Annotated in this window: 13 protein-coding genes; 7 read left to right on the forward strand and 6 right to left on the reverse strand. The window is 48.2% G+C overall.

All coding sequences use genetic code 11. The features are described 5' to 3' along the window. The first annotated feature begins 157 nt into the window (after positions 1–157). The 5 genes from RJ47_RS03555 to RJ47_RS03575 all read left to right on the forward strand — a co-directional run bounded on the left by RJ47_RS03555 (position 158) and on the right by RJ47_RS03575 (position 7077). Complete coding sequence (locus RJ47_RS03555) at positions 158–1906, forward strand: SgrR family transcriptional regulator (protein WP_039481441.1); 1749 nt, start codon at positions 158–160, stop codon at positions 1904–1906. 201 nt (positions 1907–2107) lie between these two features. Next, positions 2108–3097: an ABC transporter substrate-binding protein gene (locus RJ47_RS03560; protein ID WP_039481443.1), complete on the forward strand. Its 990-nt coding sequence runs from the start codon at positions 2108–2110 to the stop codon at positions 3095–3097. An 85-nt stretch (positions 3098–3182) separates the two neighbouring features. After that, a complete protein-coding gene (locus tag RJ47_RS03565) occupies positions 3183–4082 on the forward strand; it encodes an ABC transporter permease (protein WP_005469046.1) in 900 nt (299 codons plus the stop codon). Continuing rightward, entirely contained in the window at positions 4075–5301 is a 1227-nt protein-coding gene (locus RJ47_RS03570) for a quaternary amine ABC transporter ATP-binding protein (protein ID WP_005469405.1), read from the forward strand. Before RJ47_RS03565 ends, RJ47_RS03570 begins: the two co-directional genes overlap by 8 nt. 183 nt (positions 5302–5484) lie before the next feature. Beyond that, positions 5485–7077 (forward strand): BCCT family transporter, encoded by a 1593-nt coding sequence (locus RJ47_RS03575; RefSeq protein WP_039481446.1) that lies wholly within the window; start codon positions 5485–5487, stop codon positions 7075–7077. A gap of 39 nt (positions 7078–7116) precedes the next feature. Here the strand turns inward: RJ47_RS03575 and RJ47_RS03580 are convergent, their stop codons facing one another. Together RJ47_RS03580 and RJ47_RS03585 are read right to left on the reverse strand one after the other, a co-directional pair. Further along, a complete protein-coding gene (locus RJ47_RS03580; RefSeq protein ID WP_039481449.1) occupies positions 7117–7380 on the reverse strand; it encodes a hypothetical protein in 264 nt (87 codons plus the stop codon). Between the two features lie 157 nt (positions 7381–7537). Beyond that, complete coding sequence (locus tag RJ47_RS03585; protein WP_039481688.1) at positions 7538–10312, reverse strand: glycoside hydrolase family 3 protein; 2775 nt, start codon at positions 10310–10312, stop codon at positions 7538–7540. A gap of 141 nt (positions 10313–10453) precedes the next feature. Here RJ47_RS03585 and RJ47_RS03590 point away from each other — a divergent pair, with 141 nt between their 5' ends. After that, positions 10454–11335, forward strand: a complete 882-nt coding sequence (locus RJ47_RS03590) for a helix-turn-helix domain-containing protein (RefSeq protein WP_039481452.1) — start codon at positions 10454–10456, stop codon at positions 11333–11335. 138 nt (positions 11336–11473) lie between these two features. Here RJ47_RS03590 and RJ47_RS03595 read toward each other — a convergent pair whose 3' ends face one another. The 3 genes from RJ47_RS03595 to RJ47_RS03605 form a co-directional block, all read right to left on the reverse strand. Beyond that, positions 11474–12802, reverse strand: a complete 1329-nt coding sequence (locus RJ47_RS03595; protein ID WP_039481455.1) for a carbohydrate porin — start codon at positions 12800–12802, stop codon at positions 11474–11476. Between the two features lie 319 nt (positions 12803–13121). Continuing rightward, on the reverse strand, positions 13122–14708 hold the full coding sequence (locus RJ47_RS03600; protein ID WP_039481458.1) for a glycoside hydrolase family 16 protein: 1587 nt from the start codon (positions 14706–14708) through the stop codon (positions 13122–13124). Positions 14709–14767: 59 nt separating this feature from the next. After that, positions 14768–16717, reverse strand: coding sequence for a hypothetical protein (locus tag RJ47_RS03605; protein WP_052237905.1), 1950 nt, complete (start codon positions 16715–16717; stop codon positions 14768–14770). 361 nt (positions 16718–17078) lie between these two features. Here RJ47_RS03605 and RJ47_RS03610 point away from each other — a divergent pair, with 361 nt between their 5' ends. Further along, positions 17079–18074 (forward strand): LacI family DNA-binding transcriptional regulator, encoded by a 996-nt coding sequence (locus RJ47_RS03610; protein WP_039481461.1) that lies wholly within the window; start codon positions 17079–17081, stop codon positions 18072–18074. Between the two features lie 122 nt (positions 18075–18196). Here RJ47_RS03610 and RJ47_RS03615 read toward each other — a convergent pair whose 3' ends face one another. Continuing rightward, entirely contained in the window at positions 18197–18985 is a 789-nt protein-coding gene (locus RJ47_RS03615; protein ID WP_039481464.1) for a hypothetical protein, read from the reverse strand. Positions 18986–19032: the final 47 nt, after the last annotated feature.

Genomic DNA, 19032 nt, shown 5'->3' on the forward strand with positions numbered 1-19032 from the left:
AGTTTGCCGAAAAAATAGGACAACTAAAACTCAACAATAAAAATAAATTCCTTCCTATTTTTACCACACATTCCTACCAACTAGCGCAATCTCGGCTGAAAAGCGCTAATATGAGGAACAAACAAACGGTTTCGCCTTCACCTATCTGGAGATTATTGTGTCTGACCTCACGCTACTTCGCTACTACACGCGTCTGGTGCCATTGGGCATAAACGAAGAGATCAAAACGTCCTTGCCGGAAGTGGCAGATGCCATGTTTACCAGCACTCGTCATGCACGTAACTTGTTGCAAGATATGCAAAAGATCGGATGGTTAACTTGGTCTCCAAAGGTCGGGCGAAACCAACGTTCCACGCTTTGTTTGGCATACTCTCTTAGCGATCTCAAAGTCCAACTTGCGACCTTACGTATCCAAGAAGGAAGATATGAAAAAGCACTCAGTTTATTAGACGGCGACCAACAAGCCTTTGGTCGACTACTGCAAAGCACCTCGGGGGCGACAGTACGGGAAGGTCAATTGCATATTCAGCTTACTTACAAACGACCTTTCGAACGCCTCGTTCCTCACCACCTGCAACGTTCGAGCGAACGCTACTTGCTAAGACAAATCTATTGCTGTTTGGTATCCAGTGGAGCCGACGGGGAACTTCAGCCTGAGCTTGCACACCATTGGCATTATGACCAAGCAAGGTACGAATGGACCTTCTATCTGCGACCTGGTCTCACCTTCCACAATGGTGCTCCGATTGACGCGATCAGTATTGCAACCTTGTTCAACCAGCTTAAAACATTGGAACACTACCAAAGCGAAATGTCGCACCTTATCGAGGCAACCGCGCCACTTAGCAACAAGGTGGTATTTAAGTTGGCCATACAAGACAAGGGATTTGGCGGTCTAATCTCTGGGGTGAAGTATGGCGTCCAGCCACCAGCACAATTGGAAAAAACTGCTTCAAAGCTCGTCACCGGTAGTGGCGCGTTTGCGGTGGTTGAGCACTCTGGCGAACGCCTGCGCTTAGAAGCCTTTGATCACTACTATGCGTGCCGAGCGTTGACCGACCAAGTCACCATTTGGCAGTTGGATGAGAAAGAAATGGTCAACAAGCAGATTGAAACCAATCAGCCAGAAGCGCGCGACCAAGGCTGTAACTATTACCTCTCTCACGCTGTGGAGCCAAAAGCGCAAGCAGCCAGCCAACAATCGCGAGTGGAAGATGGCTGTCTGTTTGTTCTGTTTAATCAGCAATCGCCATCGACGCTGAATGATAAACAACGTCGATATCTATCCAGTTTTATCCGTCCCGAAGTAATCTTACAGCAGCTCGAGCAAACCAATACGCTGTTTGGCTGCGAAATTGCCTCGAACCTCTTGCCCATGTGGCGCAAAATCGTCAGACCAGACGCGCCCAAAGTGGCGCTTCCAGAGCATATTTCCATTGCAGTATACGATTACACGGCCCTAAAAAACTGCGCATTGGCACTTCAATCCATACTTGAGAAGCAAGGAACGCACGTTAGCGTCAGCACCTACTCATTTCGTGAAATCAATCAGCTGGCTATGGAAGGAAAGCTCAACGAATCGCTTATTCTGACCAACATTAACTTGGACGATAATCGGCACGCGTCCGCCTTCAACAGCTTGTATCACAATCCAGTATTACAAAGCTGTATTGGTCATGAATCTAAGCTTTGGCTAACTCAGGCTTTAAGCGATTTGCGAGCACAAACACCTCTGCCAGACTACTTAGACGCTCTTGAGCCCATCGCCTCAGCCTTGATCAATCAATACTGGCTAACGCCGCTGTTTCATCATCGGCAAACGTTGCGCTTTCATGGTGTGCTCAAGGACGTAGAACTCACTAACTGGGGCTGGCCTGACATTAAGAATGTCTGGTCCGCAGATTAATCATTTGAGCTCGAACCAACAAAGTTGACATACCGATCTAACCCCAACTTTCATTAAGTAATAAAAGTAAATTCAACCGTACATTTGTGAAATTGATCACGTAATTATTGAACTCAAAGCCCAAAATCGACAATTTTTAATTTGAACTCTAATCATTAGATCTCTATTTTTATAAGGCATTCATTAAAAAGGGAAATTATGATGAGAGTAACAACGGCTGCATTGTTAGTAATGAGCGCAACCGCTCTAAATGCGCAGGCTAGCGAATGTGGCAAAGTGACCATCGCGGACATGAACTGGAACTCAGCGACGGTTATTGCCAACATTGACCGCTTTATTCTTGAGCATGGGTACGGCTGTGACGCTGAACTTATTCCTGGCGATACTATGCCGACAGGCACCTCGATGATTGAAAAAGGCCAGCCTGATGTGGCCCCAGAATTGTGGAGTAATAGCCTAAAAGATGCGCTCGACAAGGGGGTAGCAGATAAGCGCTTACGCTATGCTGGTAAATCTCTGGTCGATGGTGGTGAAGAAGGTTTTTGGGTTCCAGCAGCACTGGTTAAAAAGTACCCTGAGATTGCCACCATTGAAGGGGTGAAAAAACACGCAAAATTGTTTGAGCACCCAGAAGACCCCGATAAATCCGCTTTTTACAGCTGTCCAGCCGGTTGGAACTGTCAAATCAGCGCGGGTAACCTGTTCAACGCAATGGAGTTAGACAAAGCCGGATTTGCGATTGTCGATCCAGGTTCGAGCGCGGGTCTTTCAGGCGCTATCGCGAAAGCGAATGAGCGCGGAGAAGCATGGTTTGGTTATTACTGGGCACCTACTGCTGTATTGGGCAAATACGACATGGTGAAAGTTGACTTTGGCAGCGGTGTCGATGAAGAAGAATTCGTTAACTGTACCACTCAAAGCGAGTGTGCAAATCCAAAACCAACCATGTACCCACCTTCACCGGTTCATACTATTACCACTGAAGAGTTCGCAACGCGCGCGCCACAAGCCTATGACTACTTCAGTAAACGTGGCTTTACCAACGCAGACATGAACCGCCTGCTCGCGTGGATGGAAGATAACCAAGCCGACGGCGAAGAAGCGATGTTCCATTTCCTAGAGGACTATCCGCAAATTTGGCAAGCTTGGGTCTCACCTGAAGTCGCAAACAAAATCAAACAAGCTCTTTAATCCTGCTAGCCATTCAACGCTAAACTAAAGATGTACTCCTCACCCTACTCATCAACAGGGTGAGGAGAAGAAAAGGAATTTATAGATGTCTAACGAAAACTGGTTCAGTAGCTTTCCAGAAATGGATCGCTCCGATCTGAGGGCTATCCGCAAAACACTCGATGGTGCATATCGCGACTTTTCTCGCGAATATGGCGATATGATCGAATCCTTCTTTGATCCTCTGCTCTCGTTCCTAGTTTGGTTCGAAAAACTGCTTATTTCGACACCTTGGGTCATTACACTCGCGGTGTTTACAGCGCTCGTTTACTTTGCGAGTCGCTCATGGAAACTGGGTGTCGGTTGCCTAGTTTCTCTCTTGCTCATTGGTTATTTCGGCATGTGGGATGACACAATGCGCACGCTAAGCATCATTACCGTCTGTACCATGCTCTCCATTGTGCTTGGAATCCCCATTGGCATTGCCATGGCACGATCCAACCGTGTCCAATCGACGGTGACACCGATGCTCGACATTATGCAAACCATGCCAGCGTTTGTTTACCTGATCCCCGTGGTCATGCTACTAGGTATCGGTAAAATTCCCGGTCTCATCGCGGTCGTCATTTACGCCATCCCGCCCGTCATTCGACTCACCAATCTGGGTATTCGTCTAGTCGACAAAGAGGTATTAGAGGCATCGACTGCGTTTGGTGCCAACGCCAAGCAGAGACTGTTTGGTGTCCAGCTGCCGCTTGCCATGCCAACGATAATGGCAGGTATCAACCAAACCATCATGATGGCGCTTTCCATGGTCGTGATTGCGTCGATGATAGGCGTAAAAGGACTGGGGCAACCCGTTCTAAAATCCATTACTAACCAATACTTTACTCTTGGCCTTCTTAATGGTTTTGCCATTGTTGCATTGGCCATCCTATTTGACCGCGCGTCGCAAGCGTACGCCAAACGAACTCAGGCTCACTTAGGAGATCTAAAACATGACTAAGCCTCTTATCGAAATCAGTGGTCTGTACAAGGTGTTTGGTCCAAAACCCGCTTCGGTCATGGAGCGGGTGAAACGCGGTGACAGTAAAGACCAAGTTTTGGCTGATACTGGCCACACAGTAGGTCTCAAAGAGATCGACTTAAAAATCAATAAAGGTGAAATTTTCGTCATCATGGGGCTTTCGGGCTCAGGTAAGTCGACGCTCATTCGTCACTTCAATCGCCTTATCGACCCAACCGAAGGAAAAATTCTGGTGGAAGGCACCGACGTGATGCAGCTCAACCAAAAAGATCTTGAGCAATTTCGTCGCAAAAAGATGTCGATGGTGTTTCAGCGCTTTGGTCTTCTCCCGCACAGAACCGTTGTTGACAACGTCGCCTATGGGCTAGAGATTCAAGGACTCTCGAAACAAGAGAGAACAGACAAAGCGTTTCAGTGGCTCGATACTGTGGGTCTAAAAGGGTACGAAAACCAATACCCTTCGCAGCTATCTGGCGGGCAGCAGCAACGGGTTGGCCTAGCGCGTGCCCTGTGTACCGATGCAGAAATCCTGCTAATGGATGAAGCCTTCTCTGCGTTGGATCCCCTTATTCGCAGTGAAATGCAGGATCAATTGATCGAGCTGCAAGAAAAGCTGCACAAAACCATCGTGTTCATTACTCACGATCTCGATGAGGCGCTGCGCCTTGGAGACCGAATTGCCATTTTGAAAGATGGTTTACTCGTGCAGCAAGGCACGCCAGATGAAATCTTACTTAACCCGGCAGATGATTACGTTGAAGCTTTCGTCAAAGACGTGAATCGCGCGCGTGCATTGACGGTTGAAACGGTGATGAATCCCCCAGCGTCACGAATCACCGCAAACACGATTCAAGAAGCCATCGCGCAGATGAAAGGCATCAAACAAGATTACGCCTATCATGTGACCGACGAAGGCTATCAAGGCGTTTTGACCAAAGAGGGATTACTCGATGCTGCCAAGCAAACCTCTACGGAAGAGATCGGCGACGAAATATACGAAGAAGTCCCTGCTATCTCGCCAGACTCAGCGATTGAAGAAGTCTTGATGGAAAGTATTTCAAGCGATTATTCGCTCCCCGTCGTGGACGATGAAGGGAATCTTCAAGGCGAGTTGGAACGCAGTGCTGTTGCGGAAATATTTGCCGATAACGTGGAAGGAGAAAATCGCCCCGACCCAAAGCTCCATAAGGCTTCGTAGGCCGATTTTTAAAACATAACACCCGATAAAAAACGCTGGTCTCGCCAGCGTTTTTTATTAGTACTCAATACAAAGACAGACATGAATTAGAGTCAATTTCGTGATCAAACTTTAGTTTAATTACTATTTCTGTTAACCTTGTCGCGATTTTTTGTTTCGAACTCTAACTATTTGCGAGGATAAATGAGTAGTACTAAGGATAGGTATAGCATCGAAAACACTGATTACACTGTGGGTCAGGACAACGTCCAGAAATGGGGATTTGACGTTCACAACCCTGTGTTTGGTGCCAGTGCCGGATTAATCATCCTCTTTTTAATCGCCTTGCTGGTTGTGGATCCTGCAACAGCGAAAGCCTCTCTTGATGGCATCAAATGGCAAATCATCGGAAGTTTTGACAACCTCTTCATGTGGTCTGGAAACTTGTTCCTCATTTTCTGTATTGGCTTAGCGTTATCTCCCTACGGCAAAATCCGTATTGGGGGCGTAGAAGCCAAACCGGAACACTCCAATTTGTCGTGGATTGCGATGCTGTTCGCTGCTGGCATGGGTATCGGCCTTATGTTTTGGGGCGTGGCAGAGCCCGTTGCGTACTTTACTGGTTGGTATGAAACGCCGTTAAATGTCGAGCCATATTCTGAAGAAGCAGTACGCGTGGCATTGGGCGCGACCATGTTCCACTGGGGCTTACACCCTTGGGCAATCTACGCAGTGGTTGCCTTAGCCATGGCATTCTTTGCCTTCAATAAGGGCTTACCACTCTCCATTCGCTCCGTGTTTTACCCACTACTGGGTGACCGTACTTGGGGTTGGTTTGGCCATATCATCGATATTCTAGCCGTACTCGCGACTCTATTTGGTCTTGCGACCTCTCTAGGCCTTGGCGCTCAACAAGCAGCGAGCGGTATTGGTCATGTATTTGGCTTTGAAACTGGCCTTGGCCTGCAATTGGGTGTGATTGCGTTTGTCACGTCACTGGCGGTTGTCTCAGTGGTACGCGGTATCGATGGCGGAGTAAAAGTCCTCAGTAACACCAACTTGATTGTCGCTTTTGCCCTATTGATGTTTGTAATTTTGGCGGGTTTAGCCGCTGCACTGGGCTCAATTCCAGATACCTTGATTGGCTATGCGGAGAATGTCATTGCCCTGAGTAACCCTCATGGCCGTGAAGACGAAGCTTGGATGCATGGTTGGACCGTCTTTTACTGGGCTTGGTGGATCTCTTGGTCACCATGTGTCGGTATGTTCATCGCTCGCGTGTCAAAAGGTCGTACCGTACGTGAGTTCATTACGGCAGTAATCTTAATCCCAACCAGCATTACGCTAATTTGGATGTCGGCGTTTGGCGGTATTGCCATTGAACAGGTGATCAGCAAAGTGGGCGAACTCGGTGAAAACGGGCTCAGTGACATCACCCTTTCACTCTTCTACGCGTATGAAGCGATGCCAATGAGTGAGATCTTATCGGTGATTTCGATTGTGTTGATCATGGTGTTCTTTATCACTTCTTCAGACTCTGCATCACTGGTTGTTGATAGCATCACCTCTGGTGGTAAAGTTGATGCCCCTGTACCACAGCGTATTTTCTGGGCCTCCATCGAAGGTGCTATTGCCGCAGTATTACTGTGGGTTGGCGGTACCGAAGCGATTCAAGCACTTCAAGCTGGTACCATCTCGACGGGCTTACCGTTCACCGTGATCTTATTGGTCATGTGTGTCAGCTTAGTGATGGGAATGCGAACGGAAATGCAGCATCATAAATTAAGCTACGCGTAGTAGAATCAACAAGGCCTGCGATTGCAGGCCTTTTTATTGTTAATCTCGCGGTTTTTGACACTCTTTTTTGTCTTTGGTTAAGTTAGCCAGCGCTCTTGCTTCTATGTTTTCCGAGTCCTGATAAACCTCAAACGCATCGCCATTTTTATACCCCGCGAAATGCATGATTGACTGCAGCGCGCAGGTGAAAAATGCCATCACTGCAATAATGAACATCACGACACCGCCCACCTCTAACTGCATCATCAACAGCGCGAACCCAAACACAGCCGCCGCAACAATCGCTTTGTTTTTACTATTCATACCACTCCCTAACAACAACGAGTCTTTTGATTGATGGTACAAATAGTGAGTCACGCATAGTTTGAGTAAACACTCAGATGCTCATTGAGTTAGTAACAGTTGGCTCAAAAAGCCCCCACAGACTAGTAGAGGCTTCATCCAGATTTAAAAAACGGTGCTATGACAGGTTGAAAGTTAGGGTTTCAATTTCTGCCCCTGGTTTGACGAAATCTATCGACAGATGGTACTGGCCTTTTTCCAGTTGAACCTGAAGGCCATCAACGCGCACTGACTTTCCACCTGTGCCGTTAATTGCCAAACTCATACTGAACTCATCATCAATGTAAAGGCTGCATGACGACTGAGCCAACGCATCTCGCGAGTACTTCATCACCGCTTGGCATTGGTAAATACCCGCCTGTTCGACCACAATATCCAACTCGATATTCTGTGAGGCGCCGAGCTCCATAGGTACATCGACTGGATGTGCGGTCGTTATCTCCTCCTGTGTTTTGGCTTTAAAGCGTTTGATTGGCTCATAAGCGGTAAGCGGTCTTCCCATCACTGGCGCATTCAGAATAAAGCGACAAATGTTCATCGCACTGCGTTGCAACTCTGCAAGGGTTAAGGCTCCCGACTCCAGTGCTGCAAGGGTGTCATCTTCCATGGCATTGCGCTGCGCCCCATCATTCTCAACCACCATATAGAGATCGTTTTGCGCCCGCAGCATGTAGGAGGTGTAGGTTTTTGACTCCTCTCCCGCCGAGATTGGGTTGTTCATCTTCGCCCACCAGTCGGTCATCACTATGCCGCTAAATCCCCACTCTTCACGTAACAAGGTGGTATTGAGGTCGTAGTTTGAGGCAGCCCAATGGCCGTTAACCGGGTTATAAGAGGTCATGATTGTCGACGCTTTACCCAGTTTCACCGCCATCTCAAACGGTTTGACGTGAACTTCACGCAAGGCTCGCTCAGACATCACGCTGTCAACGTCTACCCTAGCCGTTTCTTGATCGTTCGCTGCATAGTGCTTAATTGTTCCTGACACACCCGCTTGGTGTAAACCTAGCGTTTGAGCCGATGCCATCATGCCAGTCAAAAATGGGTCCTCAGAGAAATACTCAAAGTTGCGACCATTTAATGGGTGGCGATGAATATTGATCCCGGGGCCAAGCAAGGTATCAATCTGATTGGCACGCAACTCTTGGCCAATGAGATTGAACAGTTGTTGGTTAAGCTCTCGGTTCCATGTACAGCCTAGCAATGTCCCTATTGGAACTTGCGTTGCTTTGTGTCCACTGTCCATGCGGATACCGGAAGGCCCATCGGCAGCCGCGGCAATAGGAATGCCAAATTCGAACAGACTGTCACACACACCACCAAACGCGGCCGCCGTGCCTGGGGTCACCTTAGGACTGCACATACCTTCGCCACGCACCAAAATCGCCATTTGCTCCGCCGATAATTGACCAACAAACGCCTCTAACGATGCCTTACCTGATTTAACGTCGCCCAGTTTTAAGCCCACGTCTCCCGTTTGCGCGATCTCACGCGGCTGATTGGCTTCTATGCGCTCTCGCATGCAAACGGTTCGCTTTGGCGTCACTTCATAGCGAGCCTCATAGACCGCGTGCTCATTCATTTGACCAGGCTTTAATCGCTCAATAGGCTCTATAGGCGCACAGACTTCCTGTAATTGCTCAATCACCAATAAAGTGGCCAAACACCAAGTCTCAGCAATGGGCTGCGCTTGACGCACGCTGCCACCAAGAAAGAAACGATACTCGCCTTCTTCGAGCAAATAACAACTCTTGTGACCCGTTACCCCACTGTCGTCATACGATGCGAGTCGATCAATAGGTACCACCAGATGGAGCACTTGCGACGTATGAGGAGCCAGCTTGAGTGTTTTATCAAAGGCGATCAAAGTACGCGCAGGTTTACCCAACTTACCTTGAGGCGCCTCTACATAGAGCTGAACAACCTCTTTCGCCGAGAAACGATCACCTGTATTGGTGACTTCAATGTCGACATGTAACGCTGCTTTTGCCCCTTCCCCCTCAACACGGAAATCAAGCACCCGCTTAGAAAACTCACTGTATGACAGACCAAAGCCAAATTCGAATTGGACGTGTTGCGGCGCAAAAGTTTCAAAGTAACGATACCCGACATAGATATCTTCTTGATAGACATTGCGCTGCTTGTCGCCAAAATTAGCGGAAGATGGATAGTGCTCAAGCCGATAGGCAATGGTATCTGTCAATCGACCACTGGGTGATTCGGTTCCGGATAAAACATCAGCCAGCGCATCTCCAGCTTCCATACCCGCAGCCCAACTGAACATCACCGCTTTAATTGACTCATGCCCCTCTAGCGTCTCCAGCCACGACATATCCATAATGTTGGTCACGTTCATCACGACAATCACGCAATCAAAATGTCGACACACTTCGACGAGTATCTGGGTTTCTTGGGAGGTCAATCGATAGCTGCCCGGCTGGTCGTCATTGTCTTGATCTTCACCCGCCGTTCGACCAATGAACACAATCGCCTTAGTCGAGTTTTGTGCCGCCTCGCTCACTAGAGTTGAAGTGACGGGCATCTCTTCTTGAAACCAAGGCTCTGCCGCCCAACCGCCACCGCCATCGTCAAAAGGATGCGCGTCAACCCAACGTCGATACGTTGCCGCTAACTCTGCATTAAGGGTGATGGCAGGGTGTGCCTCTAACCCGTCGAGCGCACTGATTGCGTACGGCACATTCACCGCACCGCCAGAGCCAGTGCCGCTTCGATAGGTGTCGATTTGGCAGCGACCAAACAACGACACCACATCATTGTCAGAAAGCGGTAACGCATGCTGTTCATTTTTAAGCAAGACAATTCCCTCTGTCGCCGCCTGACGACTGACAGGAACCAAGTTCTGTTGCGCGGATTGAATCTGTTTGTTTCGCATAATGGACCACATGATTGAATGATGAATACCTTGTGCGTCGCCCAATGTGAGTGACTCACTGTGCTTCTTATACAAAGCATAGTATGCTGACCGCGTTCGCTTATCTCCTAACAAAGCGACACAAATAAGGAAATTAACGACATGGCAATCCGATATAGACTTAGCTCACACCAACGGCACCAACATCTAAGTTTTGCCTTTGTCGATGGCGACCATCAGTCCGATTTCGCGCTGCATCAACATGACTTTTCTGAACTTTTTCTTGTGGTTGAGGGAAGTGGCAAACACTTGGTGGCAAACTACCAATATCCGCTCACCGCAGGGGATGTATTTGTTATAAAGGGCGAAACAGAACACGGCTTCAAAGACGTCAAGGATCTCAAGCTGATTAACTTGATGTTTGATGCCAACGCCCCTTTCTTCGAGCTTCCTTCTATGCGTGCTCTTTCGGGATACCAGGCGCTGTTCAACATTGAGCCTTTGGCGCGACAAACGACTGACTATCAAGCCAAGTTGACCCTATCCCAAGCTCAGCTGACGGATATCAAACACCTTCTTGAATCGATCCGAGTCGAGTACGAAACAGGGCGAGCTGGCTTTGAAGTGATGATCAACAGCTTAATGCAGCAATTGATTATCACCTTGGCAAGGATCTACGCCGATCAGCAAGAGGCAGCGCCGAAACCGACACACGCATTGAGCCGCGCAATGGTTTATATCGAGCAGCACTATACGTCTGGTGAGGTTTCTCCTGAGCATATTGCTCATGCCGCATTTATCAGCCAGCGTCAATTGGAGAGGCTTTTCAAACAGTATTTAAACAGCTCCCCCAACCAGTACGTCCGCCAACTGCAAATGTCCTACGCCCATAAGCTGATTACGGAAGAGAAACTCACCTCGGTGCAACAGATTGCCGAACAATCTGGGTTTCATGACAGCAACTACTTCTCAAAATGCTACAAGCAGCGCTTTCATCTCACCCCGCGAGAAGAAATAAAAAAAGCCGCTACTATGAGCGGCTAAGTGAGCGTTAGGAGCAGTCCCTAAGTCTTCAGAACGTGTTTGCCTGAACAGTTGCAACACGAAAAAGGATAGTATGAAAAAGGAAGGCATCCTGTTCTTGGCCACAAGACGCCTTCAACATTTGCGCTCGTCAGTGTATTACCACCACATATCCGCTTGGATACCCACAATAAAGTCGCCATCTTTGCCATTGCCATCACGGTCTTGTCCGTCAAGGTATGACGCTAGGAAGCGGATTTCTGGGTTAGGACCAAAGCCTGAGCTGACAACCATGGTTGGTGCGATAGTTAACTTGTAATCGTAAGAATCGGCTTTTTCGCCATTACGATCTTCGTAGTTGAACATGTAGCCTGCTTCTGTTGCGATAAAGAAGTTGTCAGACACAGGGAAGGTAGGACGTACCATCGCCGACACCCAACCATCACTCGCGCCATTGTCAAAGTCATTGTATTGAGTTTGTAGCGAGTGGAAGATGTTCACACCGTTATCGAAGAAATAGCCACCCCAAGCGAGCGCGCGGAAAGAAGTATCGTTGTCATCAACCGCTTTAACACATGAAGTGCCACAGCCCGAACCTGTGGTTAGCCAGCTTTGATAATCACTGCCTGGTTTGTAAGTATTGTATGTTGTAATCGTGCCACCTAGCAGGTTACCCGAGCCCAACCCTTTACCCGCTTGGGCGATGTACTTGGTAAAGCCTTTATCAGACAACCCAAATACCGAGTCGGTATGAACGATGGCTGTCATCTCGTAACCTTTTTCCGCAAAGGCCTCTTCACCCGCGCCAAAACCTAAATCAATCATGTTGTCTGGCATAAACTTCGCCATGGCATGCAGCTCGACGCTACCCAAGTTCACGCCAGTGTGGAACGCGTGCATGATGTTGTTGCCATCACCCCAAAAGCCGGTATCGCCAGAGTCATCACTCGCGATGTAAGCGAAATCCCATTTGTTGCCACCTAGCTCCACGCCTTCGATGCCCACACCCGTACCCGACATATCGGTGTAGAAAAAGTCGGTCATAAAGATGTAGTTATCTTTGCCGTAGAATCGTTTACCGCCCCATACAACGCCGGTATCGGAGACACCTTCAAACTCAACAAAAGTTTCCGCCATACCAATTTCACTGTTGGTGGCATCGGCGTTTGCACCTAACTGGTTAGTCGCGTATTGCGCGTTATCCGCAGCAGCGCGGGTTTTGATTCGGATCTGCTGGCCCGCGTCGTTGACAAAGTTCTTTTGCAGTGCCAATTCAAAGTGGCTATCAGATTCTACGCCTAATCGACCTAAACGCTCTTTCGATGCAGGGAACTTAGCACGCTTGAAGTCATCATTTTTGCTGTAAAGGACACCCGCACGGAAATAACCGTGAAATTCGAATCCTTCGGATTTTTCTGCTAACGCAGGTAGTGAGGTGACTCCAGTCGTCGCGATAAGGCAAGCAAGAGTAATCTTAGACAGTTTCATAGTAACTCCATGTTATTTCGCGCCAAAGAAAGCGCTTTCTTTTGTTTTGATATAAAAATCCAAAAATAAGCAGCATTCAAAAGCGTAGGGCATTCAATAGAGCGATACAGACTCAAATGAAGACAGAGTTGCTATTCATGTTTGGATTGAGGACAGAATACCCACCCTCAACCCCTACAAAAAGTTATTTAAATCACAAAGAAAACGCTTTCTTTTAAGATCGATCACAAATTCCAATCTGATGATAAGAAGCTCAGGAACAAAAATACCGCGCATCAGGCGCGGTATTTTACGGGTTGGTTGAAGAGCCAAGCAGCGATTACTTGGTCATTCGGATGTTATCCAGCAATATGCTCATTTCTCCGGTCGGCTCAAATACCAGCAAGTTATTGATGTTGGCGGGATCGGCGCTACCGGAAACATAGCGATTGCCCCCTGCAATGATATCGGCAACAGGGATTGAGATGGTTTGCCAATCGCTCGTTCCATCCAGAGGAACTGTAATATCACTGGTCGCAGGCCAACCACTGTCCATCTTCACGACCAACTCCACACCGGCACCGATGCTCTCGACTTTAACGTCAAAGCTCAGTACCCCCGATTCCAACCAAGAAGACAAATCGGTCTTTGGTGAGCGGAAGTAGAGGTTACCCCCACCATTGAGTTTCGAGATAGACAACACCTTGCCTCGGCTCGGTTCATCAACCTCCGCGTGTTCCACAATATCAGCCGGGTCATAACTGCCATAAGCTAAGCTGGTATTGAGTGAGTCCTCAAATATTATCAACTCGGGTCCATTCGCATAGCTGTCATCTTGAACCAAAATAGCAGGTGGTTGATTTCCTTTTACCAAAGTGGCGTTTTCTGAAGTAGCAGCGCAGCCCTTCCCTTTCCAGCGGTCAACTGAGCAGCGGTACACTTTGACATAATCAACCAACATGGTTTGCGGGAAAATGTCACTATTAACGCCTTTTTCATTCGCATTGGCCGCCCAAGAACCACCAACAGCGACATTGAGCAATAAGTGAAACTTCTCATTGAATGGCGCAAGCGTGTCGGCATTCACCAACTGCCCATCTTGTTCATACTGAGCGTACCAACCTTCATGGGTTTGCGTTGCATAGTGAATGTTGTCTACATACCAACGAATTTCGCCCTCTTCCCATTCAATAGCGTAAGTATGGAAATCGTCGGCTGGGTTAATCCCATTCGGTAAGGTGACGCCCAACCCACTGTGCACGTTATCTGGCCACGCTTTACCGTAATGCAGTGTCGCATGAATTCGGTTTTCTGCGTCACCCGGTTTCGCGCCTGGCGCATCGGATTGAGTGTTCAGGTTGACCGCTTCAAGAATGTCGATCTCTCCCGAGGCGGCCCAAGTGCCATATTTGCTATGTGTCGGCAGCATCCAAATCGCGGGCCACGTACCTTGCCCAGATGGCAGTTTGGCGCGAATCTCGAAACGACCATATTTTTGGTCACGCTTGCCTTTGGTTCTCAGCCTTGCCGATGTGTAGGGCAAGGTTTTCGTCGCGCCTCCCTTTATGCCGTCAGGGTTATCAGGTCCGGTAAATGACTCTTTGCGCGCAACAATATGAAGAAAACCGTCTTTAACAAAGGCGTTTTGCTCTCGGTCTGTGTAGCACTGTTGTTCATTGTTACCGCCGCCCCAGCAATTTTGCTCAAACGACCAGTAGCGAGGGTTAATACGCTCGCCATCAAAGTTATCTTGCCACGCAAGCTGCCATTTTTCGCTCGGCGTTATCGTCTCTTGCTTCAACGCCACTGGCTTTTTACCCGTGATAAATGACGCATCTGGGGTGTCTGTCGTACTGGCGCATCCCGCAATGATCGAGCCCGCAATTGCAGTCAGCATAAGCTGAGTAATCGGTGTTTTATCCAACATAATTATCCTTTCTAACGTGCGATAGGACCCAAGCCCTATCGCCTAAAACATCATGGGTGTTATTTCGAGTAGTAGACGTTGCTGACTTCGACCGTTACGCCATCTGGAATGTAGTTTTCTCCCGCTCCGTCCACTTCGCCAAGGAAGAACATCAATGCCACTACGGCGCTAAGGTCCATTTGCTCATAATTGGCAAGTTGTGACAGAGGAATGGAATAGCTTTGTGTTTCGGTAGAGATTGGGTACGCCGTGTTCCCGCCCACTTGAACGAAGTGGTTAACGGTGCCAGATCCTGCCGTTTGCATGCCCAGTTTGAACGTCACATCCGTTAGAGATTGCGTCGCTTTGATATCAAAATGTAAGCTGCCCTGTTCAAATCCCGTTAGATTGGCTTCAACGCTAGGCTGAACCCCCGCTCCCCACCAGCCAGGGAAGTTATCTGCACCCCCTGTCACCATAATTGATGAGCCTGATTCGCTGAGATAGATTCCCGAGTTCCCGCCCCACCAATAGAGATTGATTCCGTCAGCTAATGCGCTATCAATCACTGAATAACTGTCGCTGTTCACTGGTGCTTCTTCGTAAGGTGGTAGCTGAGCATCGAGCATAAGAGCATCAAGGTTGCCTGCGTAAGTTTTGCTGATCGCAATCGGGTTTCCATCACCATCTTGACCGCGAGTCAAGCCATCAAACGCTCCCTGATCAACCAAATCCCAAAGCAGGTACTTCGCTTGGCCATTCATATCGATCATGCCAAAGTGCTTTTCAGAATGGTTGCCATCGGCGTGTTCCCAACCCGCTTTCCACTGCTCATCAAACGCTTCAAAGAAAAACAGCGAGGCACCAAACTCATTTGACCACTCTCTCAACCCGTCGTAATACAGTTTCTGTTTGTATTCGTCCGATGCCTTGGTTCCTGTCGCCCCGAACCCGTCACTCGACACGGTTGACCAACCGGTTTCACCGATATGAATCTGTTTTGTTGCATCAATGGCATTCACATTGTCTTGAACCATTTTGACCTGACTTAAGAAGTGCGCTTGCGCTCTTTCCATGGCGGCCTCAAGCTGCTGTTGTTTTGGCAAGTCTTGTTCATCCAACGGTACCGCCCAAAAGTCGCCATTCCAGTGGGTATCATGAAATGGGTACGAATGGACCGAAACATAGTCGACCGCTTCAATAAGTGCTTTATAGTCATCGCCAGCATAATCGCCTTGCCCCGCCCAAACTGCAAAGTTGTCCGAACTGGTAATCCAAACGTCCGCAGGAAGTTCATCAACCAAGTCATCATAACCCTTGGTAAAGTCAGCCGTTTTGAGAGCCTGAAGTTGATTCACATAGCCTGTTACCACGGTTGGGGAAACATGATAGTTCGCCCAATGGACCATAGATTCATTCCCTACAGCGAGCACTTTGATGATTTCGGGGTAGAGGTTGACCAGTTCAATCGCCTTGTCCATTTCCGCTTCGCTGGTCGCACTGCCTTGGGTTCTATCGATGTCACCACCACCCCAAGCATTGACTGCATCGACCCAGATCCCCAACATGACAAACATTTTGAACCCTTCACGATAGTCCGGAGACGCGGGATTCATGAAAGCATCAATCGCAGCAAGGACTCGCTCGGTATCAATGAAATCTTGCGTGTGATAGGTACGAATCATCTTGATTCCCATCGCTTCCATTAACAGCAGATCTTCTTTTATCTCCTCAATAGACGGCGCATTGTCGCCACTGTCACGGACCGCTTTGCGAAATGATCCGTAAGAGATAGCCTGATAATCCGGATTGCCAAGCAGAAAATCAGAGCCCGCAGCACGACTCGCCGCAGCGTCATAACCATAGATATTGGGATAAGGGGCAACAGGGGCAGGTTGAGCAGCAAGCGTCACTCGCTCAGTGTTATCAGGTGTCGAGCTCGATTCCTCCAACAGTTCTGAGTTACAGCCAGCAAGTAATAAAGGCAAACAGACCAGTAGAGCACTATTTTTAAGTTTGAATTTTTGCATAGGGTGCATTTCCATATCGTTCCACTATTTCATCATCTGACACAGGAAAGCGCTTTCTTGTAAATTTTGTTAAACACTCACCTGATGATATCCAGTTGTCATTCGACTGTCTTTGCTCAATACTACTGCGCTTAATTTGATCAATGACTTAGAAATAACATTGGAATATGGCGATTTTGCCAACAGAACACCCCTACATTACGAGATCCAAATCATATTGAAAGCGCTTTCTTTGGTTTATGCTCACATTTATGGGGTAAAATGGAGATAAATGTAGAGTCCTCCAAGAAAAGCGAGTAAATAGTAAAACACCATGCACTCGTAAACGAATAACGACACCCTTTTTAAAAGAGTTAATGCCTTGATTACAATAAAAGAAGTCGCAGAGTTGGCCAAAGTTTCCCAAGCAACTGTCTCTCGTGCAATTAACAATCACCCGACTGTGAAAGAAGCGAACCGTAAGAAAGTGTTTGCTGCGATTGAGCAACTCGGATACAAGCCCAATGCATTTGCTCAGGCATTAGCATCCAGTCGTTCTAACAGCATCGGCATGCTTGTGGGCTCGTTAGATGGCCCCTTCTATGGTCCGTTAATGCACCACACGGAAGACACTATTCGCCGTAACAACAATCACTTGATTGTGACTAGCGGTCAGGAGTCTCACACCAAAGAGCGCGAGTCGATTGAATTTTTGCGCTCTAAACGCGTAGATGGCTTCATTTTGCACTCAGACAAACTCTCTGACGACGAACTCATTGAGGTAGTCAAAGAGACCCCTGCGACCATCATTTTGAATCGCTTTATCCCAGATATTGCTGACAACTGCATTTTTATCGACAACGAGTTGGGCGGCTATCTTGCAACCAAGCATTTACTCGACAAAGGCCATCAGAAAATCGCTTGTATTACGGGTCAACTCAGTAAAGGGGATAGCCGAGACCGACTGCAAGGCTATCGTCTAGCCCTTGCAGAAGCGGGGATCACCTATAATCCGTCCTATGTGATTGAAGGGCGATTTGACCATAATGGCAACCATGAACGCACTCGACGCCTTTTGGATCGCGCCCCAGACATCACCGCGGTCTTCTGCCAAAACGATAACATTGCCCTTGCGGTGTATGACGTTGCCGCTGAACGCAACATCACCATAGGCAAAGACTTGTCTGTGGTAGGCTTTGACAATGATTACCACAGCGCCCACATTCGCCCTAGATTGACAACCGTTAACTTCCCAGTCGAAGAGATGGGCAGGGAAGCGGCAAGAGGTGTGCTGGCGATTGTGCAAGACAATCCAGCGAATATGAAAAAGCAGCTTCAACCAGAGCTCATTGTGCGAGACTCTGTCGGCACGCTATAACCGCCGGAAATGATCGGCTCGTCATAGCGATAGATAACCGATTCAATCAGAGCCGTCGTCCACTTAGAACTATCGTCGAGAAAAAGCGGATTCACTCCGCTTTCTCACATGCCCATGTGGGCTCAAAAAGGCTCAGTTAACCGATACAAGTCCGCTTCAACAAGCGCCTCATACCCCTCTGGCAACATAGGATTGGTTAACGTCATCACCTGACGATGAGCCAAGTCTGCTTTTGCGATTGCTTCCCCATAGTGAGCGAAGAAATGCTCCGCCACCATTTGCTGTTTTTCCTGCCACTGTTGCCCTAAGCGCTCAGCTAACTGTGCCCCGTTTTTGTTCACATAAAACACAACTGGAAATGGATAATAGAGTGCCAGTGTTGGCTCGATGGCTAAATTACGCTTTTGCTGGTTGGGGTCAGCCAAAATGTCATGGATTTCATTAACTCCGAGCGTCATAAAGTCGACCTCACCCTGCTCGATCCAACCTAGCATATCGTCCAACGAGCCGCGCTCAACAACATCAAACCCGTTGGCACGAAAAAGCTCAGCATCGACCCAAGTGGCAGGCACACCCACTCGTTTAGATTTCAACTGCGCTAATGTTAAATCTCGAAACTCGTCGATACGCTCACGAGCAACCACCATTAAACGCCAACCAAGCAGCCCTCGACAAAGTGGAATCTTCACTTCAATCAAGGGTTTCCCAGCAAACTTCTTGTTTCCGGCAATCGTCACCAGCGCATCCGCACCATTGTCAAACACAGCGCCTTCATCTTCCGCAGCGGGATAGTCGGTAAGGTCGTTATGTATTGGTTCTAATTCCTTGCTATCTGTGGCCAACAGCTCGAATAATTGATACTCATATTCTTGCCTAGCAACAGACTTATTTCCGTTCCAAAAAGTGATCACGAGATTCCCCTAAGTGCACGACAGAAGTGCTAAGAATTTCCTTTTTG

Source organism: Vibrio sinaloensis (assembly GCF_000808535.1).
GTDB classification, from domain to species: Bacteria; Pseudomonadota; Gammaproteobacteria; order Enterobacterales; family Vibrionaceae; genus Vibrio; species Vibrio sinaloensis_D.